The following is an 18,869-nucleotide window of genomic DNA, read 5'->3' as shown; positions in this document are numbered from 1 at the left end:
ATCATGGCGAGCAAAGCCGTTGCCGCGCATGGCGCGGCTCGGCCGTTGATGGGGTGGTTGGAGAACGGTGCGCGGCTTAGGCGCGGTCGCCGTAGGCGAGCTTGACGATGTGGTCGCGGATGTCGGCCGGCCAGTCGGCAATCAGTTCGGTGAAGCGCCGCCGGTCATCTGCGAACAGTGCGCGCGACGCTTCCTCGAACTGTGCGAGATTGCCGGCCATGGTCGACATGAAGTGATAGGCGGCATCGCGCGCCTGCCGCTCGCGGTCCTTGTCGCCGCTCGCGCGCCTGGCTTCCTCGACGAGTTTTCGCAACGCGACCGATGCGCCGCCGGGCTGTGCATTGAGCCATTCCCAATGTCGCGGCAGCAGCGTCACCTCGCGCGCGACCACGCCGAGCTTCGGCCGGCCGCGCCCGCGCGGCTCGGCCGGTGCGGAGGCTTCCTCGATCGGCGGCGGGATCTGCTTGGCCAGCCGCGCCAACACCTCGCGATCCCCGCCGCGCAGATCGAAGTCGATCGATCGCCCCGTGGCGTCCGAGAAGATGATGATGGCCTCGTCCGGCCGCGGCGCGACCCGCTTGACGACCAGCGCGACCTCTCCAGCCGGCCCGGACACCAGGCGACGCTGCCCCTGGAAGGCGGTGAAAATCTTCTGCATTGAAATCATTGCCATATTGACCATGTTGGCGCCTTAATACCCGGGTAAATAGCTGTCGTCAATATACCCGGGTGAAAATATCGGACGAGCCGGCTCGACATTGTGTTCCCGGGCTGGCAGGTACACGGCCGACCGATCACCCGCTCCTTAAGGATTTCGCGATGCTGACCGTCCACCACCTCAACAATTCGCGCTCGCAGCGGGTGCTGTGGCTGCTCGAAGAGTTGGACGTGCCCTACGAGATCGTGCGCTATCAACGTCAGCCTGACATGCGCGCGCCGAAGGAGTTGCGTGCGATCCATCCGCTCGGCAAGTCGCCCGTCATCACCGACAACGGCAACACCATCGCCGAGTCAGGTGCGATCATCGAATATCTCGTCGCGACCTACGGCAATGGCCGGCTGATCCCCCCGCCAAACACGCCGGAGCGGCTGCGCTTTGCCTACTGGCTGCATTACGCGGAAGGCTCTGCGATGACGCCGCTGCTGCTCAAACTGCTGTTCACGCTGATGCCGAAGCGCGCACCCGCGCTGCTGCGTCCGCTGGTACGCAAAGTCTCGAACCAGGCGCTGACCGCGCTGGTCAATCCGCAGCTCAAGCAGCACATGGATTATTGGGAAGGCGAGCTTGCGAAGAGCGAATGGTTCGCCGGCAACGAATTCACTGCCGCCGACATTCAAATGAGCTTTCCGCTGGAAGCCGCGCAAGCGCGCGGCGGGCTCGAACAGGGCCATCCCAAGGCGATGGCGTTCCTCGAGCGCATCCACGCGCGGCCGGCCTATGCGCGAGCCCTCGAGAAGGGCGGGCCGTATCAGGTGGGGCGGTAAATTTCCTCACCGCCCGCCATGATCTGTCAGTTAGCGTGCAGCACGCGCCCGCGTGTCTCCGGCAATGCGAACGCCGCGATGAAGAACAGCGCGTAAGCCACCACCGCGAAGATCGCGATCGCATTGGCCAGCGACGTTGACGCCGACAGCGCGCCGACGAGGAACGGAAACAGCGCGCCGATACCGCGGCCGAAATTGTAGCAAAAGCCCTGGCCCGAGCCGCGCAGCCGCGTCGGATAAAGCTCGGTCAGGAACGCGCCGACACCGGAGAAATAGCCCGAGGCGAAGAAGCCGAGCGGAAAGCCGAGCACCCACAGGATCTCGTTGGTGAGCGGCAGCTGCGTGTAGAGCAGCACCACGGCGATCGCGCCGATCGAGAAGATCAGGAACAGATTGCGCCGTCCGATCCGGTCGGCAAGCCAGGCGCCGGTGAGATAGCCGATGAACGAGCCGATGATCAGCGTCGAGAGATAACCGGTCGAACCGACAACCGAGAGGTGCCGCTCCTTGGTCAGGAACTGCGGCACCCAGAACGTGATCGCGTAATAGCCGCCCTGGCAGCCTGTCGCCATCAGGGATGCCAGCACCGTGGTCTTCACGATCGGGAATGTGAAGATTTCCCAGAGTTTCGGATGACTGCCCGTCTCCGCGTGCCTGGCACGCGCCTCTGCCGCGATTTCCGGCTCCGTAACGGAGCGGCGGATGTAGAACACCAGCAAAGCCGGCAAGGCGCCGATCACGAACATCCAGCGCCACGCTGTCTCAGCCGGCATCAACGAAAACAGGATCGCCTGGGACAGCACCGCAAGACCCCAGCCGACGGCCCAGCCCGATTGCACCGAGCCGACCGCGCGGCCGCGATATTGCGGACGGATCGCTTCGCCCATCAGCACGGCGCCCGCGGCCCATTCGCCGCCGAAGCCGAGGCCGAGCACGGCGCGTGCGATCAGGAGCTGCTCGAAATTCTGCACGACTGCGCAAACCAGCGAGAACACCGAGAACCAGATGATGGTGATCTGGAGCGTCTTGACCCGGCCGATATGGTCGGAGAGATAGCCGCCGAGCCAGCCGCCGATAGCGGAGGCGAGCAGCGTCACCGTGCCGGCAAGACCGGCCGAGGCTGCATCAACCTTCCACAGCGCGATGATCGTGCCGATCACCAGCGGGTAGATCATGAAGTCCATGCCGTCGAGCGCCCAGCCGGCCGCGCAGGCCCAGAAGGTTCGGCGCTCGGCGACGTTCATGTCGCGATAGAAAGCGAGAAGGCTGGTGTCCTCGATCTCAGCACGTTCGATGCGCTGGAGCGGATCGGCTGTCGTCATGTGCGTTCCCGGGCAAATTCTTGTGGCTCGCCGGTGGTAGCACGCGCGGCGGTCGGCGCAAGCCGGCGCGCGCCCTCTTGCCCTGCAGCGTCAGGGTTACTGTCCAGCCGCCTCCGCCCCACGCGTTCGCGGATCGGGCGCTCCGAGGGGGCCGTTCGGCGTCACGGCAATCGAATTGGCCGACGTCTGTCCCATCGGCTCGACGATCAGATGGTCCATTGCCTTCAGCTCGAACAGCACGTCGTCGGGAAAGCCGCGCTCGACGCGCACTTCATCCGGGAGCCATTGATGATGCAGCCGCGGCGCAGCCACGGCGGCCGCGACATCCATCTTGTAGTCGAGCACATCAACGATCACCTGGAGCACGGTCGAGATGATGCGGCTGCCGCCGGGCGAGCCCGTCACCAACACCGGCTTGCCGTCCTTCAGGACGATGGTCGGCGACATCGAGGACAGCGGCCGCTTGCCGGGCCCGGGTAAATTGGCCTCATAGCCGACGAGACCGTAGGCATTGGAGGCGCCGACGGCAGCCGTGAAATCGTCGAGCTCGTTGTTGAGCAGCACGCCGGTGCCGTCGGCAACGAGGCCGACGCCGTAGCTGAAGTTCAGCGTGTAGGTGTTGCTGACGGCGTTGCCGCGGCTGTCGACGACAGAGTAGTGAGTGGTGTTGCTGCCTTCGCGCGGCGCGGGCAGAGCGGAAACGATCTGCTTCGACGGCGTGGCGCGATCAGCGGATATGCTTGCGCGCAGCTTGGCGGCGTAGTCTTTCGCAATGAGCGTATCGATCGGTGCGTTGACAAAGGCCGGATCGCCGAGATAGCGCGCACGGTCCGCGTAGGCGCGCTTCATGGCCTCGATCAGGAGATGCAGCGATGCCGGCGAACCCTGCTTCAGATCAGCCAGCTGGAAGCCTTCGAGAATGTTGAGCGTCTCGACCAGTACCACTCCGCCGGAGGACGGCAGTGGCATCGAAACGATGTCGTAGCCTCGGTAAGTGCCGTGCACCGGAGTGCGGATCACCGGTTGATAGGCCTTCAAATCGGCCGGCGTCATGATGCCGCCGGCATCGGAGAGGGCCTTGGCGATCTTCTCCGCCACCGGGCCTTCATAGAATCCGCGTGGGCCTTGCGCCGCGACACTCGCCAGCGTGTCGGCGAGGTCGCGCTGCACCAGCCTGTCGCCTTCGCCAAGCGGCGTGCCATCAGCCTTTGCGAAAATCCTGGCTGAAGATGGAAAGCGTGCCAATCGCGGATACCAACCCGGCAGCGTATCGGCGATGTCGTCGGTGACGATGAATCCATCGCGGGCGAGTGCGATCGCGGGTTCGAGCAATTGTGCGAGCGTGAATTGTCCGGAGCCGTATTTTTCGAGTGCAAGCGCCAGGCCTGCGACGGTGCCTGGCACGCCGGTGCCGAGTCCGGAATCGCGCGACTTGGCGGCATCGGGCTTGCCGTCGGGGCCGAGGAAAACTTGCGCCGTCGTCGCCGCAGGTGCGGTCTCGCGATAGTCGATTGCGACGTCCTCATTGCGTTCGGCGGAATGGATCACCATGAAGCCGCCACCGCCGATATTGCCGGCGCGCGGATAGGTTACCGCCATCGCAAAGCCGGTTGCGACGGCTGCGTCGACGGCATTGCCGCCGCGCCGCAAGATGTCGGCGCCGACTTGCGCCGATATCTTCTCTTGCGCCACCACCATGCCATGCTCGGCGGGGACGGCGTGAACGGTGTCGAGCGCGGGCGGCACATAAGCCCGCCGCGCATCCTGAGCGGTTGCCGACGCGAGGCCAAACGCCAGAGTGGCGATCAGTGCGAAAAAAGCACGCCGTGTCGAAAATGACGCCATCATCAAATTTCCGCCAAGCCTTCAGGCCAATTCAAACGCGTCGCAACAATGCTATACGGTTTGCGCCAAGACAGGCAAAACTGTTTGTGATGAGGATTGCGTGATGACGACGATCGCCCCGGCTGCGCGCTTGGCCGGCGCCCCGCGGACTTATCCGCCGCGCGCCGCCGTCATCAGCTGGATCTTCTTCGATTGGGCCGCGCAGCCCTATTTCACGCTGATCACGACCTTCGTGTTCGCGCCCTATTTTGCCACCAGCATCGCACCGGATCCCGCCACAGGGCAGTCGTTGTGGGGGTTTGCGATGGCAGCGGCTGGCATGGCGATTGCGCTGTTGTCCCCGGTACTTGGCGCCATCGCCGATGCTTCGGGCCGCCGCAAGCCGTGGATCGCTGCGTTCGGCGCAGTCCTGGTGGTGGCTTCGTGTACGCTGTGGATCGGCAAGCCCGGCGATCATGCCATCATTCCGCCGTTGCTGATTGCGGTTGCGCTCGCCAGTGTCGGTGCCGAGTTCGCGACCGTCTTCAACAATGCGATGATGCCGACGCTGGTGCCGCCCGAGCGCATCGGCCGGCTCTCCGGCACCGGTTGGGCCACGGGTTACATCGGCGGCATCGTCAGCCTGATCATCGTGCTCGGCTTCCTCGCCGCCAATCCCGAGACCGGTCGCACGCTGCTTGGCTTCACGCCGCTGTTCGGGCTCGATCCCGTCACCCACGAAGGCGATCGCGCTGCGGGACCATTGACCGCACTTTGGTTCATCGTCTTCGTGACGCCGATGTTCCTGTTCACGCCGGATTATCCGGCAAAGCGTCCGGTCCGAGAGGCGCTGCACGAAGGACTGGCTGATCTGAAGCAATCGCTGAAGGATCTGCCGCAGCAGAAATCGCTTGCCGCGTTTCTGCTGGCCAACATGATCTACACGGATGGGCTCGTTTCGCTGTTCGCCTTCGGCGGCATCTATGCGGCCGGCACCTTCGGCTGGCACACAATCCAGATCGGCACGTTCGGCATCATCCTCGCCATCGCCGGCACCTTTGGCGCCTGGCTTGGCGGCAAGCTCGATGATTACCTCGGTCCGAAGCGCGTTATCGCGGGGAGCATGCTGATCCTGCTGCTATCGGTGGCGGCGATCCTGCTGGTCGACAAGGACAGCGTGTTGTTCGTCAAGGTCGCGCCGCCGGTGCCGGGCGGGCCACTGTTCGGCGCTGCCGCGGAGCGTGCCTATATCGTGCTCGGCTGCCTGATCGGCGCCGCCGGCGGTCCGCTTCAGGCGGCGTCACGCACGCTGCTCATCCGCCTCGCGCCGAAGGATCGCATCGCGCAGTATTTTGGCCTGTTCGCGCTGACCGGGAAGGTGACGTCCTTCATCGGCCCGCTGCTGATCGGCGTGATCACCGCGGTCACCGCGAGCCAGAAGGCCGGCATGGCCGTGCTCGTCGTGTTTTTCGTGACGGGGTTTGCGCTGTTGATGCGGGTGCGGGAATAGCATCTCCACCGTCATTCCGGGACATCGCGGAGCGATGAACCCGGAATCTAGAGGTTGTCGAGCGAGATTCCGGGTTCGCGCTGTGCGCGCCCCGGAATGACGGCAAACTCAGTGCCTGAAGTGCCTTGTCCCCGTGAACACCATGGCGATGCCGTGCTCGTCGGCAGCCTTGATCACCTCGTCGTCGCGCATCGAGCCGCCGGGCTGCACCACGGCGGTGGCGCCGGCTTCGATGCAGGCGAGCATGCCGTCCGCGAACGGGAAGAACGCATCCGACGCCACGACAGAACCCTTGGTCAGCGGCTCCGCGAGCTTCAGCTCGTTTGCCGCGTCCTGCGCCTTGCGCGCCGCGATCCGCGCTGAATCCACGCGGCTCATCTGGCCCGCGCCGATGCCGACGGTGGCGAGATCCTTGGCGTAGATGATGGTGTTGGACTTGACGTGCTTTGCCACGCGGAACGCGAATTTCAGGTCGCGCATTTCAGCATCATCAGGCGCGCGCTTGGTGACGACCTTGAATGTCATGTCGTCGACCACGGCATTGTCGCGGCTCTGCACCAGAAGGCCGCCCGCGACCGTCTTGGCGGTCAGGCCCGGCGCACGCGGATCGGGCAGGCTGCCGGCGAGCAGCAGGCGGAGATTCTTGCGTGCGCCGATGATGGAGATCGCTTCCTCGCTCGCGTCGGGTGCGATGATCACCTCGGTGAAGATCTTCGTGATCTCACGTGCGGTATCGGCATCGAGCGGCCGGTTCATCGCGATGATACCGCCGAAGGCGGAGGTGGAATCGCAGGCCAGCGCCTTGCGATAGGCCTCGACCAGATTCGTGCCTTCGGCGACGCCGCAAGGGTTCGCGTGCTTGACGATCACACAGGCGGCGGTGCGCTTCGCATCGAACTCGCCGATGCATTCGTAGGCCGCATCGGTGTCGTTGATGTTGTTATAGGAGAGCTCCTTGCCCTGGAGCTGCCGTGCGGTCGAAACGCCCGGACGCTTGTCGGGCGTGGCGTAGAACGCCGCGGTCTGGTGCGGGTTCTCGCCATAGCGCAGCGACTGGATCAGTCTGCCGCCGAAGGCGCGGAAGTCGGGTGCGTCGATCTCGAGCTGCCGGTTGAACCAGTTCGAGATCGCGGCGTCATAGGCTGCGGTGCGTGCATAGGCCTTGGCGGCAAGCCGCCGGCGCAGCTTCAGCGTGGTCGCGCCGTTGTTGGCGGCGAGCTCGTCGAGCACGGCCTTGTAGTCGTCGGCCTCAACCACGACAGCAACGTCGTCATGGTTCTTCGCCGCGGCGCGGATCATCGCGGGGCCGCCGATGTCGATATTCTCGATGCAGTCCTCAAAGCCCGCGCCTTTGTCGACGGTCGCTTCGAACGGATAAAGATTGACGACGAGGAGGTCGATCGGCGCGATGCCGTGCGCCCTCATCGCCTCCGTGTGCTCCTTGTTATCGCGGATCGCGAGCAGGCCGCCATGCACCTTCGGGTGCAGCGTCTTGACGCGGCCGTCCATCATCTCAGGGAAGCCGGTCAGCTCCGAAACGTCCTTCACCTTGAGGCCGGCCGCGGCGATCGCCTTCGCGGTGCCGCCGGTGGAGACCAGCTCGACATCATGCGCGGCAAGCGCCTTGGCGAACTCGATCAGGCCTGATTTGTCGGAGACGGAGAGAAGCGCGCGGGTAACGCGGCGGGGATGGTCAGTCATGAGCAAGATCCTCTGTTCAGGGAGTGTCTATGCCCAGGCGCGCGGCGGATATGTGTCGCGCTTCCCGATGGTGCTCCATCCAAGGTCGCCAGTCGCGCGAACGAGCGCTCGATAGCAGCTTTCAGCCGATTTCACAACGACGAGATAGGGCCGGATCACGCCTGTTTACAGCGGAAGTTCCGGCTCGCGCCGCGCATTGCGGCGGGCGTTGGTGACCGCCGGCGAGGCGGTGGAACGCACAAAGCTCCAGCGGATCGAGGGTGCCTGGCGCGCATCCTGGCGGATCACGATCTGGGCGGTGCGGCGGGGGCCGTCATTGCCGGCCAGGAACACGCTGTCCTCGAGGTCGACCTTGTCATCGAGGGCCTCGAAGGTCCAGACGTCGCGGTTCGGCAGCACCAGCATCACGCCGCGCGCATCCGACAGCCGGCTCGCCTTCACTGCCGGATGCAGATGGAAGCGCAGCGCGAAATCGGCATCGGTGCCCTTGAGCCGCGCCCCTTGCGGCGGCGACAGCGAGTCCTCGCCGTCGATCCGTGCGCCGTCATTGGCGACCATCAGCACGCGGCGATGGATCACGCCGAACTTGGCGAGATAGCCGTCATGTGAGGTCGTCAGCAGCGTGCCGCCCTCGACCACCTCGCGATAGCTCTCGACCTCATGAGGACCGCTGATGATCGGTGCACCGTGCAGCAGCCGCTTCATCGCCGACATCTCGACGAACTGGCAGGACGAGGTGTCGTGATAGGTCAGCGTCGAATGCGCCGCGGTGCTGCGCGCGAACGGCCGCCAATTGTCGCGGCCCGTGGTCGGCATGCCGCAATTGGTGACGATACGGCTGATCCCGGAGGACAGCTCGAACGACAGGCAGCCGGCATGCGCGTCATGGCTGACGCCGGGCGGCGGCGGCGGGCCGGTGTCGATGATCACGGTGGTCGGCCCGGCGTCGAGGCGCTGGAAGCCGGTATGCGGCATGTTCGCCATCGGCGCGCCATGTGCATCGTCATAGGCAAGCAGCGTCGCGAGCAGGTCCGATGACGTCGCGCTCATGCCGTTGAACAAAGCGAAATTGCCGTCGCCGTGGCGGAAGAAGCGCAGCATCGGCATCATGCGGTCGATCGCATTGAGCAGCGCGGGCGGCGGCGCGATGTTGCGCGCGGCAAAGGTCTGCCGCAGCGGCAACAGGTCGATCAAGAGCTCGATCAGCGCACCGGGATTGCGCGAGATGTGGCCGCCGTCGGGGAGAATCTGCCGCTGCAATTCCTCGGAGAGCTTTTTCGAGGCGCTGCGGATATGGCGCGCCTGGTTGGCGAGGCAGAGCGTGGTGTAGCACAGCGCGATCTGCACCTGGAGCTTCGGCACCCCGTCGGGGATGTTGACCATGGTGAAGCGCAGGAAGCGGATTTCGCGCGCGAGTGCGCGCAGGTAACGGCGGTAGAATTTGTTGTCGGTGTCGTTGAGCACCAGCGGTGCTTGCGACAGCAGCGAGATCACGCGTCGCGCCAGCACGTCGGCGCGGCGCGCCAAGGGGCGGCGCTTGTTGGCGGGGTTGCTGATCCAGTCCTCGACCAGCGCGCGCGCATTCGCCCGGGTCAGCGCGGTGTCGGCGGCGCGCAGGTGCCGCAGCCAGCCGAAGCCGAGCAGCGCGACCTCCCAATCCTCCGACGGCGGATCGAGATCGAAGATCGAGCGGCCATGGCAGTTGACGATCTTGCCGGCGAAGACGAAGCGGCCGGCATAGATCTCGGCGGCGCGCGTCGCATCCGCGGTGCGCAAATCATGCGGCGCGATGATCAACCGATCGGTCCGGCCCGGCCAGACCCTCGACAGCGCAACGGAACCGCCGCTCGCGCGCGCGAGCATGTTCCGCGCGAAGCGGTTCATGACCAGCGTCGAGATACGTCTGCGTTGAGCGACCGACACGCCTTGCCTTGAAGGGGGAGAGGATTCCGACGAATCCTTATTAATCCCAAAATCGGACGGCCGACACCACCTTGAAAGGCCTCGAATCAGGGTGGCGGTAGCAAAATCCGGTGCAAAATCAGGATTTAACGAGCCGGGCCGCAAAAAATCCGTCGAGCCCGCCGAGCTTCGGGTCGGCATGCGGCAAGTGGCTCGGCAGGGTCCGGAGATCGCCGTCGGCCGTGATGATCTCGCTGAGCCCGGAGACCTCGCTGGCGTCGATCGGAACACGGCGCAATGCAGGCTCCGCGGCCAGCAACGTGGCCACGGCTTGCTCGCCTTCTTCGGGTTCCAGCGAACAGGTGCAATAGACCAGCGTTCCGCCCGGCTTGAGCAGCGAGACGGATTTCTGCAGCAGCCGCTGCTGGAGAATGGTCATCGCGGCGACGTCGGACTCCTGCCGCAGCCAGGCGACGTCAGGATGCCGGCGGATCGTCCCTGTCGAGGTGCAGGGCGCATCGACCAGGATTCCGTCGAAGCCGTCCGCCGGCCCCGTCCATTCCACGGCGTCAGCAACGACAGTCTCGGCCTGAAGCGACAGGCGGTTCAGATTTTCGCGCAGGCGCGCCACCCGGGCGGGCGAGCGGTCGAGCGCGGTGACGCGAGCGCCCGATAGCGCCAGCTGTGCGGTCTTGCCGCCGGGCGCCGCACAGAGGTCGGCGACGGATTTGCCCTTGATATCGCCGAACAGCCGGACCGGCAGCGCGGCGGCTGCGTCCTGTACCCACCATTGTCCTTCGGCGAAACCCGGCAGCATGGTCACCGAGCCGTGCAGCAGCGTGCGCACGGAGCCGGTCGGCAGCACTTCACCATGCAGACGGCTCGCCCATTGCGCGGCATCGGACTTCACCGTCAGGTCGAGCGACGGTTCGTGGCCGAGAGCGAGCGCCATGTCCCGCGCGGTCGCCTCGCCGTAATGCGCACTCCAGCGCGCCAGCAACCAGGGCGGCAGGTCGAGCGATTGCGATGCGACCTCCTCGACCAGCGCCTGGCCCTCGCGCGCGCAGCGGCGCAGCACCGCGTTGACGAGGCCGGCATAACGCGCGGCGCGCCGGTCGGATTGCACCAGGCGAACCGAGAGATCGACCGCGGCGTGATCGGGCACGTCCATCCAGAGAATCTGGGCGGCGCCAATCAGCAGAGCGCTTTGCGCGCGTGGTGCGTCGGAGGGAATGCCCTTGTCGAGCAGGCGCGAGAGCACGTGGCCGAGCGTGCCGAGACGGCGCAAAATGGTTGCGACCAGACGCCGCATCAGTGCGCGGTCGCGGTCAGCGAGCGTCTTCAGTCCGGGATGGGCACCAGAGCCGTCGAGCTGGTCATCGAGCGTGCGGTGCTTGTGCAGGACGCCGTCGACGATATCGGCAGCGATCCGCCGCGCCGCAAGACCGGGCACTTCGGACGGAGGGGCAAAACGTTGAGATGGCATGCGGACGTAAGGTTCTGAGCGAGGCGGCAGTTCCGCCGTTATGGGCGCATGCCTTGAGAACACATTCTTTGGCATGCGAATATGCCAAATGTAAGAATGCCTCTGGCGATTTCAGCCCTTAGCTGCCATTTCAGCAATGCGCTATTGGACGTCGCGCGCGTGACGATCCTGCGCTAGGACCCCGAACGATGAACGACCAACCTCCCGCCCCCGATCGCAAGCCGTTGCCACCGGCGGCCCAGCGCGCGCTGGCCGAAGCCGAGGCACGCCGGCGGGCCGCGGCCGCCGCGGCCGCGCATGCTGAAGCGGCGCCGAAGGAGTTACAGGGACCGAAAGGACCTGAGCCCACGCGCTTTGGTGATTGGGAGCGCAAAGGTATCGCCTCGGACTTTTGACGCTCTCTTGCGGGCTCCGCCGACTCAGCCCTAGCCTGCGCGGATGTCGCGCTTCGACCCCGGTCATCCATATCGTCCATCCTACAGTGGCTCGCCATTTGGCCGCCGCTTCGCCGGCGTCTTGCCGTGGATGTTCGTGATCGGCGTCGCCGTCGTTGTCGTGCTCACCTTCCGGCACGGGAAGAACTGGCCGGTTCCGCATCCGGCCGATGAGCGCGCGCAGGACGCCGAGATCATCCTGCAGCACTCAGGCAATCCCGACGATCGCCTGCAAGTCGATGTCGTCCGCACCATCGATGGCGACACTTTCCTGGCGCGTGTGCGTCAGCGCGACGGACGCGATCTCGTCGCGCGGATTCGCCTGCGCGGCATCGACGCACCCGAGATGAAGGCATCCTGCCAGGACGAGCTGAACAAGGCTGAAGCGGCCACCGATGCACTGCGCAACTTGCTCGGCCAGGGCGGTGTCACGATCTACAATCTCGGCTCGGAAAAATACGGGCGCGTCCTCGCCGATGTCGGGACCAGGCGCACAGCCAATGTGTCAGCCGCGATGCTCGCGGGTGGCTATGCGCGCAGCTACAATGGCGGCCATCGCGATGGCTGGTGCACGCGCGGCTGGCGCTTCTGGTAACAAAAAAGCCGCGTCTGACGGCGCGGCTTTTTCAATCTCTGTTTTGATCTGTTCGATCAGCGCGTCACGACCACCGTCGTGCCGACCGAGACGCGGCTATAGAGATCGGTGATGTCGTCGTTGAGCATGCGGATGCAGCCATAGGAAACGAAGCCGCCGACCGAGCCCGGCACATTGGTGCCGTGGATGGCATATTCGCCACCGGCCAGCGTCATCGCCGCCACGCCCATCGGGTTGCGCGGCGAGCCGCCCGGGATCACGTCGGGAAGCTGCGGCTTGTCGCGCTTCACTTCGGCGGGCGGCGACCAGGCCGGGTTGCGATACTTGCCATCGATGCGGGTGGTGCCGGCCCACTGCTTGCCTGATTTGCCGACCCCGACGGGGTACCGCACGGCGTGGCCGTCATCGAGGATCAGATAGAGCCGACGCTCGTTGGTTTTGACCACGATGGTGCCGGGCGAATAATTGGCGACGTGCGTTCCAACCATCTCCGGCCGCGCCTCGGCCGCCGTCGACATCAGGGCCCCTGCCCCGACGGTGGCGGCCAGCGCCAGTGCAATCTTCATCGACATCGATTTTCCCCTCAGCCCAAAACGGATCGTCCAAATTCACGCAAAACCGGCAATCGCTGCCTGCCCAGACATTCTTAACCGCGCTTGTTAACCGGACAGTTTCCACGCGCGACCGCAAAAGGCGAGCCAGCAGGGGGAAGAAAGGAAATGTTCGAAATAAAGTAAATGACCTGAAAACAACACTTGGCGGGAAAGATGCGGGCACGGCCGCTCGCCCGCTGACAAGCGCGTGAGGGTGTGAACAGGGGTTGTTTTAGGCAACGTTGGCGCAGAAGCCGGTCTTGTGTCCCCGACGCGCTGCAGCGTGCAACGCTGCTGCGCAGAGCCGGGACCCAGAAAGCCGGAGGGTGCGTTGCGGATGGGTAGGCCCCGGCTCTGCAGCGCACCGCCAACAGAGGCGCTGCGCTGCGTCCGGGGCACGAGAGCTCAGGCCGACTTCTTGTTCTGCCGGTTCTTGACGAGATCGTCGACGACGGCGGGATCGGCCAAGGTCGAGGTGTCGCCGAGACTACCCGGCTCGTCCTCGGCGATCTTGCGCAGGATGCGGCGCATGATCTTGCCGGAGCGGGTCTTGGGCAGGCCGGGTGCGAACTGGATCTGGTCGGGCGATGCGATCGGTCCGATCTCCTTGCGCACCCAGGTGACGAGTTCCTTGCGCAGATCCTCGGTCGGCTCGATGCCGGCCATCAGGGTCACATAGGCATAGATGCCCTGGCCCTTGATGTCGTGCGGGAAGCCGACGACGGCGGCTTCCGACACCTTCTCATGTGCGACCAGCGCGCTCTCGACTTCGGCGGTGCCCATGCGGTGGCCGGAGACGTTGATGACGTCGTCGACGCGGCCGGTGATCCAGTAATAGCCGTCGGCGTCGCGGCGGCAGCCGTCGCCGGTGAAGTACTTGCCCTTGTAGGTCGAGAAGTAGGTCTGCTCGAAGCGGGCGTGATCGCCATAGACGGTACGCATCTGACCGGGCCAGGAGCGCGTCAGACAGAGATTGCCAGATGTCTCACCCTCCAACACCTTGCCGTCGGCATCGACGATCTCGGGCGCCACGCCGAAGAACGGCTGTGTCGCCGAGCCCGGCTTGAGCTTGGTCGCGCCCGGCAGCGGCGTGATCAAAATGCCGCCGGTCTCGGTCTGCCACCAGGTGTCGACGATCGGGCAGCGGTCGTCGCCGACGACGCGGTGATACCATTCCCAGGCTTCCGGATTGATGGGCTCGCCGACCGAGCCGAGCAGACGAAGCGAGGCCCGCGAGGTCTTCTTCACCGGCTCGTCGCCGCCCTGCATCAGCGCGCGGATTGCGGTCGGCGCGGTGTAGAAGATGTTGACCTTGTGCTTGTCGATGACGCTCCAGAAGCGCGAATTGTCAGGGTAGTTCGGCACGCCTTCGAACATCAGCGTGGTCGCGCCATTGGCGAGCGGTCCGTAGAGAATGTAGCTGTGGCCGGTCACCCAGCCGACGTCGGCGGTGCACCAGTAGATGTCGCCGTCGTGATAGTCGAACACGAGTTGATGCGTCATCGACGCGAACACGAGATAGCCCCCCGAGGTGTGCAGCACGCCCTTGGGCTGGCCGGTCGAGCCCGACGTATAGAGGATGAACAGCGGATCCTCGGCATGCATGTGCTCGACCGGGCATTCCGTCGTCACCATCGCCGCGGCCTCGTGGTACCAGAGGTCGCGCGTCGGGTTCATGTCGATCTTGCCGCCGGTGCGTTTGACCACGACGACCCAGTCGACGCCGTCGGCCTTGGCGAGGGCCGCGTCGACATTGGCCTTCAGCGGCACCTTCTTGCCGCCGCGCAGGCCTTCATCCGCGGTGATGATGACCTTGGACTGGCAGTCGTTGATACGTTGCGCGAGTGAATCCGGCGAGAAGCCCGCGAACACCACGGAATGGATCGCGCCGATCCGCGCGCAGGCCAGCATCGCATAGGCCGCTTCCGGAATCATCGGCAGATAGATGGTGACGCGATCGCCCTTCTTGACGTTGCGGGTGCGCAGGATGTTGGCCATCCGGCAGACCTCGTCGTGCAACTCCTTGTAGGTGATGTGCTTGGACTGCGAGGGATCGTCGCCTTCCCAAATGATCGCGGTCTGGTTGCCGCGCTTGGCGAGATGGCGGTCGATGCAGTTATGGGCGACGTTGAGGATTCCATCCTCGAACCATTTGATCGAGATATTGCCGGGCGCGAAGGAGACGTTCTCGATCTTGGTCGGCGCGTGCATCCAGTCGATGCGCTTGGCCTGCTCGGCCCAGAAGGCGTTCGGGTCCGCGATCGAGCGGGCGTACATGTCCTTGTACTTGGCCTGGTCGACCCAGGCGCGCTTGGCCCATTCCGCGGGGACGTCGTAGATCTTCTCGGACATGCTTCCCTTCCCTCCACATCCGGCAAGCCGAGCACAGCTGACTGGCGAGCCGACTTCATCGTTGAACGATTATGCGTCGGGCTAACCGCCCGCGACAAGGATCACAAGCTGGACCTTCGGTGAGCGGCAGGCCATGCGGAAGATCAAGCTGCAAAGGCCTGATGTCGCAAATCTGAAACAGGCCGGGGCAGCGGTGTTTGGCTCTTTACCCAAATCCCGGGAAGAGGCTCGTGCAGGGCGCCCATGCGCCGCAGGAGGTATTTAGTAACCTCTTCTCACTGATTCGGGACTCGCAATGCCGTTCGGAACACCCTAAGTGGCTAACCCGGGTCCCAAGAGACCCTCCAGGCGACGCTTGGAACAAAAATCAGAACAGCGGCATTGAACGGTAACAGACAGGGCCAAGGCATAAGACTATGATGGATCAGCAGAATCTCGGGACGATGCGGCCTGCCGCGGCGGATCCTGCTGCCATTGCGCTGGCCAAAGCCCTCGGACAATGGCCGAAACCGGCAGGTTCCACCCGTCCCAGCCCCAAGAAAGTGTTCGATCAGGCGTCCCTGGCGACGGTCGAGGCCCTTGCGAAGGAGCTGGGCCTGCGGCTCGGCGATCAGAACGAGCTGACCATCCGCCGTATCCGCCGCGGCAAGGGCTATTCATTCGTCCGCCCCAACGGCGCCCATATCCGCGACGCCCGCACCATCCGCCGGCTGCACGCCATGGCGGTGCCGCCCGCCTATCGTGAGGTGCGCTACTCGGCCGATCCGAGCTCGCATCTCCAGGCCGTGGGCCGCGATGCCGCCGGCCGGCTGCAATATCGCTATCACGCCGATTGGGAGAAGGTCCGCGAGCACCGCAAGGCGCATCGCCTGGAAAAGCTCGTCGGTGCGCTGCCAAAGATCAGGCGGAAGGTCTCGGCGTTCCTGTCGGGCGAGGAGCCGACGCGCGAATTCGCGCTCTCGGCCGTGATCGAGCTGATCGCGCGCACGGCGATCCGTCCCGGCAATGAATCCTATGCACGTCTCAACGGCACGCGCGGTGCCACCACGCTGCTGAAGTCCAATGTCACGCTGGAAGACGACTGCTTCGTGCTGACCTTCAAGGCGAAGGGCGGCAAGGCCGTGCGCAAGGAGTGCGATGCGGCCAAGCTGGTGCGCGCTATCGGCATTTTGCAGGGTGTTCCCGGCAAGCGCATGTTCCAGTATCGCGACGCCTACGGCATCGTGCGCGCCGTCAGCACGACCCAGGTGAACGCGTTCCTCCGCGAGATCGCCGGCATCAAGATCTCGCTGAAGGATTTCCGCACGCTGATGGCGTCCGCCGTCGTGGTGGAATCGCTGTCGCGGATCACGCCGGCGACCAGCCAGCGCGGCCGCAAGAAGCAGGTGCTGGACGCGATCCGCGCCGCGGCCGACAAGCTCTCCAACACGCCGGCGATCTGCCGTAAGAGCTACGTCCACGATACCATCGTCACTGCGTTCGAGGACGGCATTTTGGAGCGCTTCGCGGCGACCATGAAGGGCCAGCGCTCGCAGGCAAGGCGCGAGCAGCTGCTGGCGCAGGTGGTGGCGACCGCGGCGGTGTAACCCGCCGCATCGCTACATATTGTCTGAAAGACCCCTGTCCGGACCAGGATCGCGGCCTGCGGCGGCGCTCGTGAGCCGGCTCAGATAATGCGCCCAGCCTTTGGCGTGCGCGGCCATCTGTTCCTCCGTCGGCAGTCCGCTATGCGTCATGCGCATCAACGTGCCTCCGTCGCGTTCGATCAGGTCGATCTCGATCAGGCTCGAGCCGGGCGGCACTTCCTGACCGCCCTCCCAGCCGAACGTATAAGCCAGGCGATGCACCGGCACGACCTCACGGAAGGCGCCGCGGGCGACACTGCCGCGTGGACCGATACCCTTGAGCAAATAGAGCCCGCCGGGATGCGGCTCGGTGGTCGCATCCGATCCCATCCAGCTCAGGATTTTCTCAGGGTCGGTCAAATAGGCGAACACGGTGGCGCGCGGGGCGGCGATCTGGGTCTCGCGACGCAATACGAATGGCTCGGTCATCGGCGATCATCCCTGGGGTTCATGGGCAGATGGCGGCACCAAAGCGGCTCGTCAAGGATTGCCCGTGACAAAGGCGGCTCTCCTTCGCCATCATCGGATCATGCAACTCTCCCCGACCCTCGCCTGGCTTGTCGATGCCGCCTCAGACAGTGCCGGCGCCGATCGCCTGCTTGCGGAACTCGGTGCGCATCTGCTCGCCGATGGCGTGCCGCTTGCGGCAGGCGCGCTAACCCTGGAGGTGCCCCACCCGCTGATCGCAAAGCGGACATGGCTGTGGCGTGCGGACAATGGCCGGGTGATCGAGGCGCTCGGCTTTGCGCCAGGCGGGCTGGCGCCCGATTTGCCTGACGATAGCGGTCGCCGCTGGTTGCGCGGCTTCGCTGATGGCAACGTGCACGAGGATGTAGTCGGGCGCGATGGGCCGCTGCTCGGCTGGATCGGGCCGCGTCCGTTCACACCAGACGACATCGAGCAACTGCGCCAGGCCGCACGCTTTGCAGCGACACCGCTCGCCGCGCTCGCGGCGCGCGCCACGTTGCGGGCGACACTGGAGGCCTATCTCGGCAAGCGCAGCGCCGAGCGAGTGCTGGCGGCACCCCTGCGGCGCGACCTCGGTGAGACCATTCAGGCAGCGCTGCTCTATGCCGACCTGCGCGGCTTCACCACCTTGTCGGAAACCAGTCCGCCGGCTGACATCATCGCAGCACTCGACGCCTGGTTCGATCGCATCGCCGGTGCTGTTCATGCCTTCGGCGGTGAGGTGCTGAAATTCATCGGCGACGGCGTGCTGGCGATCTTTCCGGTGGTCGAGGGGTCGCCGCGTCGTGCTTGCGAGGCAGCTCTCCGCGCCGCAGGCGCAGCTGAAGCTGGGATGGCGTATCTCAACGCCGAGCGCGCTGCGCAAGGATTGCCGCCGCTGGCGTTCGGTGCCGCGCTCCATCTCGGCGAGATGCTCTGGGGCAATATCGGCGCCGCTAATCGGCTCGACTTCACCGCGATCGGCCCCGCCGTCAATCTCGCCAGCCGGCTCGAAGGCCTGTGCAAGCCCCTCGGCAGGACCGTGCTGGTGTCCGGCGCGCTCGCGGCAGAGACAGACATGCCCCTGGTCGCACTCGGACTGCACAAGCTGCGCGGCATTGCCTCGCCCTGCGAGGTCCTCACGCTGCCGGAGGCGCCAGGACCAGCCTCTTAGCGCCTACATCCCGCCCATCTTGCAGACGAGCTTCCACTCCTCCGCGGTCACCGGCTGCACCGACAGGCGTGAATATTTCACCAGTGCCATGTCGGCGAGCTTCTTCTCGGCCTTGATGGCCACCATCGTCACTGGCGTCTTCAAGGGCTTGTCGGCCTTGATGTCGACGCAGACGAACTTTTCAGTCTTGTCGGTCGGATCCGGATAGGCCTCCTTGATAACCTCCGCGATGCCGACGATCTCCTTGCCTTCGTTGGAATGGTAGAAGAACGCCTTGTCTCCCTTTTTCATGGCGACGAGGTTTTGGCGCGCGGTGTAGTTACGCACGCCGGTCCAGGCTTCGCCCTTGGCGCCCTTTGCGACCTGCTGGTCCCAGGACCACACCGACGGTTCGGATTTCACCAGCCAGTACGCCATGT

16 protein-coding genes and 1 riboswitch are annotated in these 18,869 nt (G+C 65.0%); of the genes, 6 read left to right on the top strand and 10 right to left on the bottom strand.

Annotated elements, in window-relative coordinates; all coding sequences use genetic code 11:
* Positions 1–76: 76 nt before the first annotated feature.
* The gene (locus tag XI06_RS37525; RefSeq protein WP_271607633.1) at positions 77–673 is read right to left on the bottom strand and encodes a DUF2239 family protein; all 597 of its coding nucleotides are present in this window, start codon (positions 671–673) and stop codon (positions 77–79) included.
* Between the two features lie 146 nt (positions 674–819).
* Here XI06_RS37525 and XI06_RS37520 point away from each other — a divergent pair, with 146 nt between their 5' ends.
* On the top strand, positions 820–1,485 hold the full coding sequence (locus XI06_RS37520) for a glutathione S-transferase family protein (protein ID WP_271607632.1): 666 nt from the start codon (positions 820–822) through the stop codon (positions 1,483–1,485).
* 26 nt (positions 1,486–1,511) lie between these two features.
* Here XI06_RS37520 and XI06_RS37515 read toward each other — a convergent pair whose 3' ends face one another.
* A complete protein-coding gene (locus XI06_RS37515; protein ID WP_271607631.1) occupies positions 1,512–2,807 on the bottom strand; it encodes an MFS transporter in 1,296 nt (431 codons plus the stop codon).
* Positions 2,808–2,903: 96 nt separating this feature from the next.
* Positions 2,904–4,655 (bottom strand): gamma-glutamyltransferase, encoded by a 1,752-nt coding sequence (ggt, locus tag XI06_RS37510; RefSeq protein WP_271607630.1) that lies wholly within the window; start codon positions 4,653–4,655, stop codon positions 2,904–2,906.
* 100 nt (positions 4,656–4,755) lie between these two features.
* On the opposite strand from ggt, the gene XI06_RS37505 reads away from it, so the two are divergent.
* On the top strand, positions 4,756–6,141 hold the full coding sequence (locus XI06_RS37505; RefSeq protein WP_271607629.1) for an MFS transporter: 1,386 nt from the start codon (positions 4,756–4,758) through the stop codon (positions 6,139–6,141).
* Between the two features lie 108 nt (positions 6,142–6,249).
* Here XI06_RS37505 and purH read toward each other — a convergent pair whose 3' ends face one another.
* The 3 genes from purH to XI06_RS37490 all read right to left on the bottom strand — a co-directional run bounded on the left by purH (position 6,250) and on the right by XI06_RS37490 (position 11,230).
* On the bottom strand, positions 6,250–7,842 hold the full coding sequence (purH, locus tag XI06_RS37500) for a bifunctional phosphoribosylaminoimidazolecarboxamide formyltransferase/IMP cyclohydrolase (protein WP_271607628.1): 1,593 nt from the start codon (positions 7,840–7,842) through the stop codon (positions 6,250–6,252).
* Between the two features lie 24 nt (positions 7,843–7,866).
* A riboswitch (ZMP/ZTP riboswitch) is annotated at positions 7,867–7,948 on the bottom strand.
* Between the two features lie 59 nt (positions 7,949–8,007).
* Positions 8,008–9,726, bottom strand: coding sequence for a heparinase II/III family protein (locus XI06_RS37495; protein ID WP_271607627.1), 1,719 nt, complete (start codon positions 9,724–9,726; stop codon positions 8,008–8,010).
* Positions 9,727–9,883: 157 nt separating this feature from the next.
* Positions 9,884–11,230, bottom strand: a complete 1,347-nt coding sequence (locus XI06_RS37490; protein ID WP_237861044.1) for an RsmB/NOP family class I SAM-dependent RNA methyltransferase — start codon at positions 11,228–11,230, stop codon at positions 9,884–9,886.
* A gap of 188 nt (positions 11,231–11,418) precedes the next feature.
* On the opposite strand from XI06_RS37490, the gene XI06_RS37485 reads away from it, so the two are divergent.
* The gene (locus XI06_RS37485; RefSeq protein ID WP_271607626.1) at positions 11,419–11,625 is read left to right on the top strand and encodes a DUF1674 domain-containing protein; all 207 of its coding nucleotides are present in this window, start codon (positions 11,419–11,421) and stop codon (positions 11,623–11,625) included.
* Positions 11,626–11,668: 43 nt separating this feature from the next.
* A complete protein-coding gene (locus XI06_RS37480) occupies positions 11,669–12,259 on the top strand; it encodes a thermonuclease family protein (RefSeq protein ID WP_237861047.1) in 591 nt (196 codons plus the stop codon).
* A 56-nt stretch (positions 12,260–12,315) separates the two neighbouring features.
* On the opposite strand, the gene XI06_RS37475 is transcribed toward XI06_RS37480, so the two are convergent.
* Both XI06_RS37475 and acs read right to left on the bottom strand, forming a co-directional pair.
* On the bottom strand, positions 12,316–12,831 hold the full coding sequence (locus XI06_RS37475; protein ID WP_237861049.1) for a L,D-transpeptidase: 516 nt from the start codon (positions 12,829–12,831) through the stop codon (positions 12,316–12,318).
* A 426-nt stretch (positions 12,832–13,257) separates the two neighbouring features.
* On the bottom strand, positions 13,258–15,204 hold the full coding sequence (acs, locus tag XI06_RS37470; protein ID WP_237861051.1) for an acetate--CoA ligase: 1,947 nt from the start codon (positions 15,202–15,204) through the stop codon (positions 13,258–13,260).
* Positions 15,205–15,620: 416 nt separating this feature from the next.
* Between acs and XI06_RS37465 the strand changes: the two genes are divergently transcribed.
* On the top strand, positions 15,621–16,790 hold the full coding sequence (locus XI06_RS37465; RefSeq protein ID WP_237861052.1) for a DNA topoisomerase IB: 1,170 nt from the start codon (positions 15,621–15,623) through the stop codon (positions 16,788–16,790).
* Positions 16,791–16,802: 12 nt separating this feature from the next.
* Here the strand turns inward: XI06_RS37465 and XI06_RS37460 are convergent, their stop codons facing one another.
* Positions 16,803–17,258: an SRPBCC family protein gene (locus XI06_RS37460; protein WP_237861054.1), complete on the bottom strand. Its 456-nt coding sequence runs from the start codon at positions 17,256–17,258 to the stop codon at positions 16,803–16,805.
* A gap of 100 nt (positions 17,259–17,358) precedes the next feature.
* On the opposite strand from XI06_RS37460, the gene XI06_RS37455 reads away from it, so the two are divergent.
* Positions 17,359–18,450 (top strand): adenylate/guanylate cyclase domain-containing protein, encoded by a 1,092-nt coding sequence (locus tag XI06_RS37455; RefSeq protein WP_237861314.1) that lies wholly within the window; start codon positions 17,359–17,361, stop codon positions 18,448–18,450.
* A gap of 3 nt (positions 18,451–18,453) precedes the next feature.
* On the opposite strand, the gene XI06_RS37450 is transcribed toward XI06_RS37455, so the two are convergent.
* Positions 18,454–18,867, bottom strand: a complete 414-nt coding sequence (locus XI06_RS37450) for an EVE domain-containing protein (RefSeq protein ID WP_271607625.1) — start codon at positions 18,865–18,867, stop codon at positions 18,454–18,456.
* Positions 18,868–18,869 lie beyond the last annotated feature (2 nt).

The sequence above is a fragment of the Bradyrhizobium sp. CCBAU 11434 genome, assembly GCF_028128895.1.
Taxonomy (GTDB): Bacteria; Pseudomonadota; Alphaproteobacteria; order Rhizobiales; family Xanthobacteraceae; genus Bradyrhizobium; species Bradyrhizobium zhengyangense.
Note: the sequence above shows the minus strand (reverse complement) of the source record. Positions and strands in the feature narration are given on the sequence as shown.

Bases quoted from the DNA above. Each gene is read 5' to 3' on its own strand.
- XI06_RS37465 (WP_237861052.1), top strand. From the start codon at position 15,621: ATGATGGATCAGCAGAATCTCGGGACGATGCGGCCTGCCGCGGCGGAT.
- XI06_RS37480 (WP_237861047.1), top strand. From the start codon at position 11,669: ATGTCGCGCTTCGACCCCGGTCATCCATATCGTCCATCCTACAGTGGC.
- XI06_RS37450 (WP_271607625.1), bottom strand. From the start codon at position 18,867: ATGGCGTACTGGCTGGTGAAATCCGAACCGTCGGTGTGGTCCTGGGAC.
- XI06_RS37485 (WP_271607626.1), top strand. From the start codon at position 11,419: ATGAACGACCAACCTCCCGCCCCCGATCGCAAGCCGTTGCCACCGGCG.
- XI06_RS37495 (WP_271607627.1), bottom strand. From the start codon at position 9,726: ATGAACCGCTTCGCGCGGAACATGCTCGCGCGCGCGAGCGGCGGTTCC.
- XI06_RS37475 (WP_237861049.1), bottom strand. From the start codon at position 12,831: ATGTCGATGAAGATTGCACTGGCGCTGGCCGCCACCGTCGGGGCAGGG.
- XI06_RS37515 (WP_271607631.1), bottom strand. From the start codon at position 2,807: ATGACGACAGCCGATCCGCTCCAGCGCATCGAACGTGCTGAGATCGAG.
- XI06_RS37520 (WP_271607632.1), top strand. From the start codon at position 820: ATGCTGACCGTCCACCACCTCAACAATTCGCGCTCGCAGCGGGTGCTG.
- XI06_RS37455 (WP_237861314.1), top strand. From the start codon at position 17,359: ATGCAACTCTCCCCGACCCTCGCCTGGCTTGTCGATGCCGCCTCAGAC.
- purH (WP_271607628.1), bottom strand. From the start codon at position 7,842: ATGACTGACCATCCCCGCCGCGTTACCCGCGCGCTTCTCTCCGTCTCC.
- XI06_RS37505 (WP_271607629.1), top strand. From the start codon at position 4,756: ATGACGACGATCGCCCCGGCTGCGCGCTTGGCCGGCGCCCCGCGGACT.
- XI06_RS37525 (WP_271607633.1), bottom strand. From the start codon at position 673: ATGGCAATGATTTCAATGCAGAAGATTTTCACCGCCTTCCAGGGGCAG.
- XI06_RS37460 (WP_237861054.1), bottom strand. From the start codon at position 17,258: ATGACCGAGCCATTCGTATTGCGTCGCGAGACCCAGATCGCCGCCCCG.
- XI06_RS37490 (WP_237861044.1), bottom strand. From the start codon at position 11,230: ATGCCATCTCAACGTTTTGCCCCTCCGTCCGAAGTGCCCGGTCTTGCG.
- acs (WP_237861051.1), bottom strand. From the start codon at position 15,204: ATGTCCGAGAAGATCTACGACGTCCCCGCGGAATGGGCCAAGCGCGCC.
- ggt (WP_271607630.1), bottom strand. From the start codon at position 4,655: ATGATGGCGTCATTTTCGACACGGCGTGCTTTTTTCGCACTGATCGCC.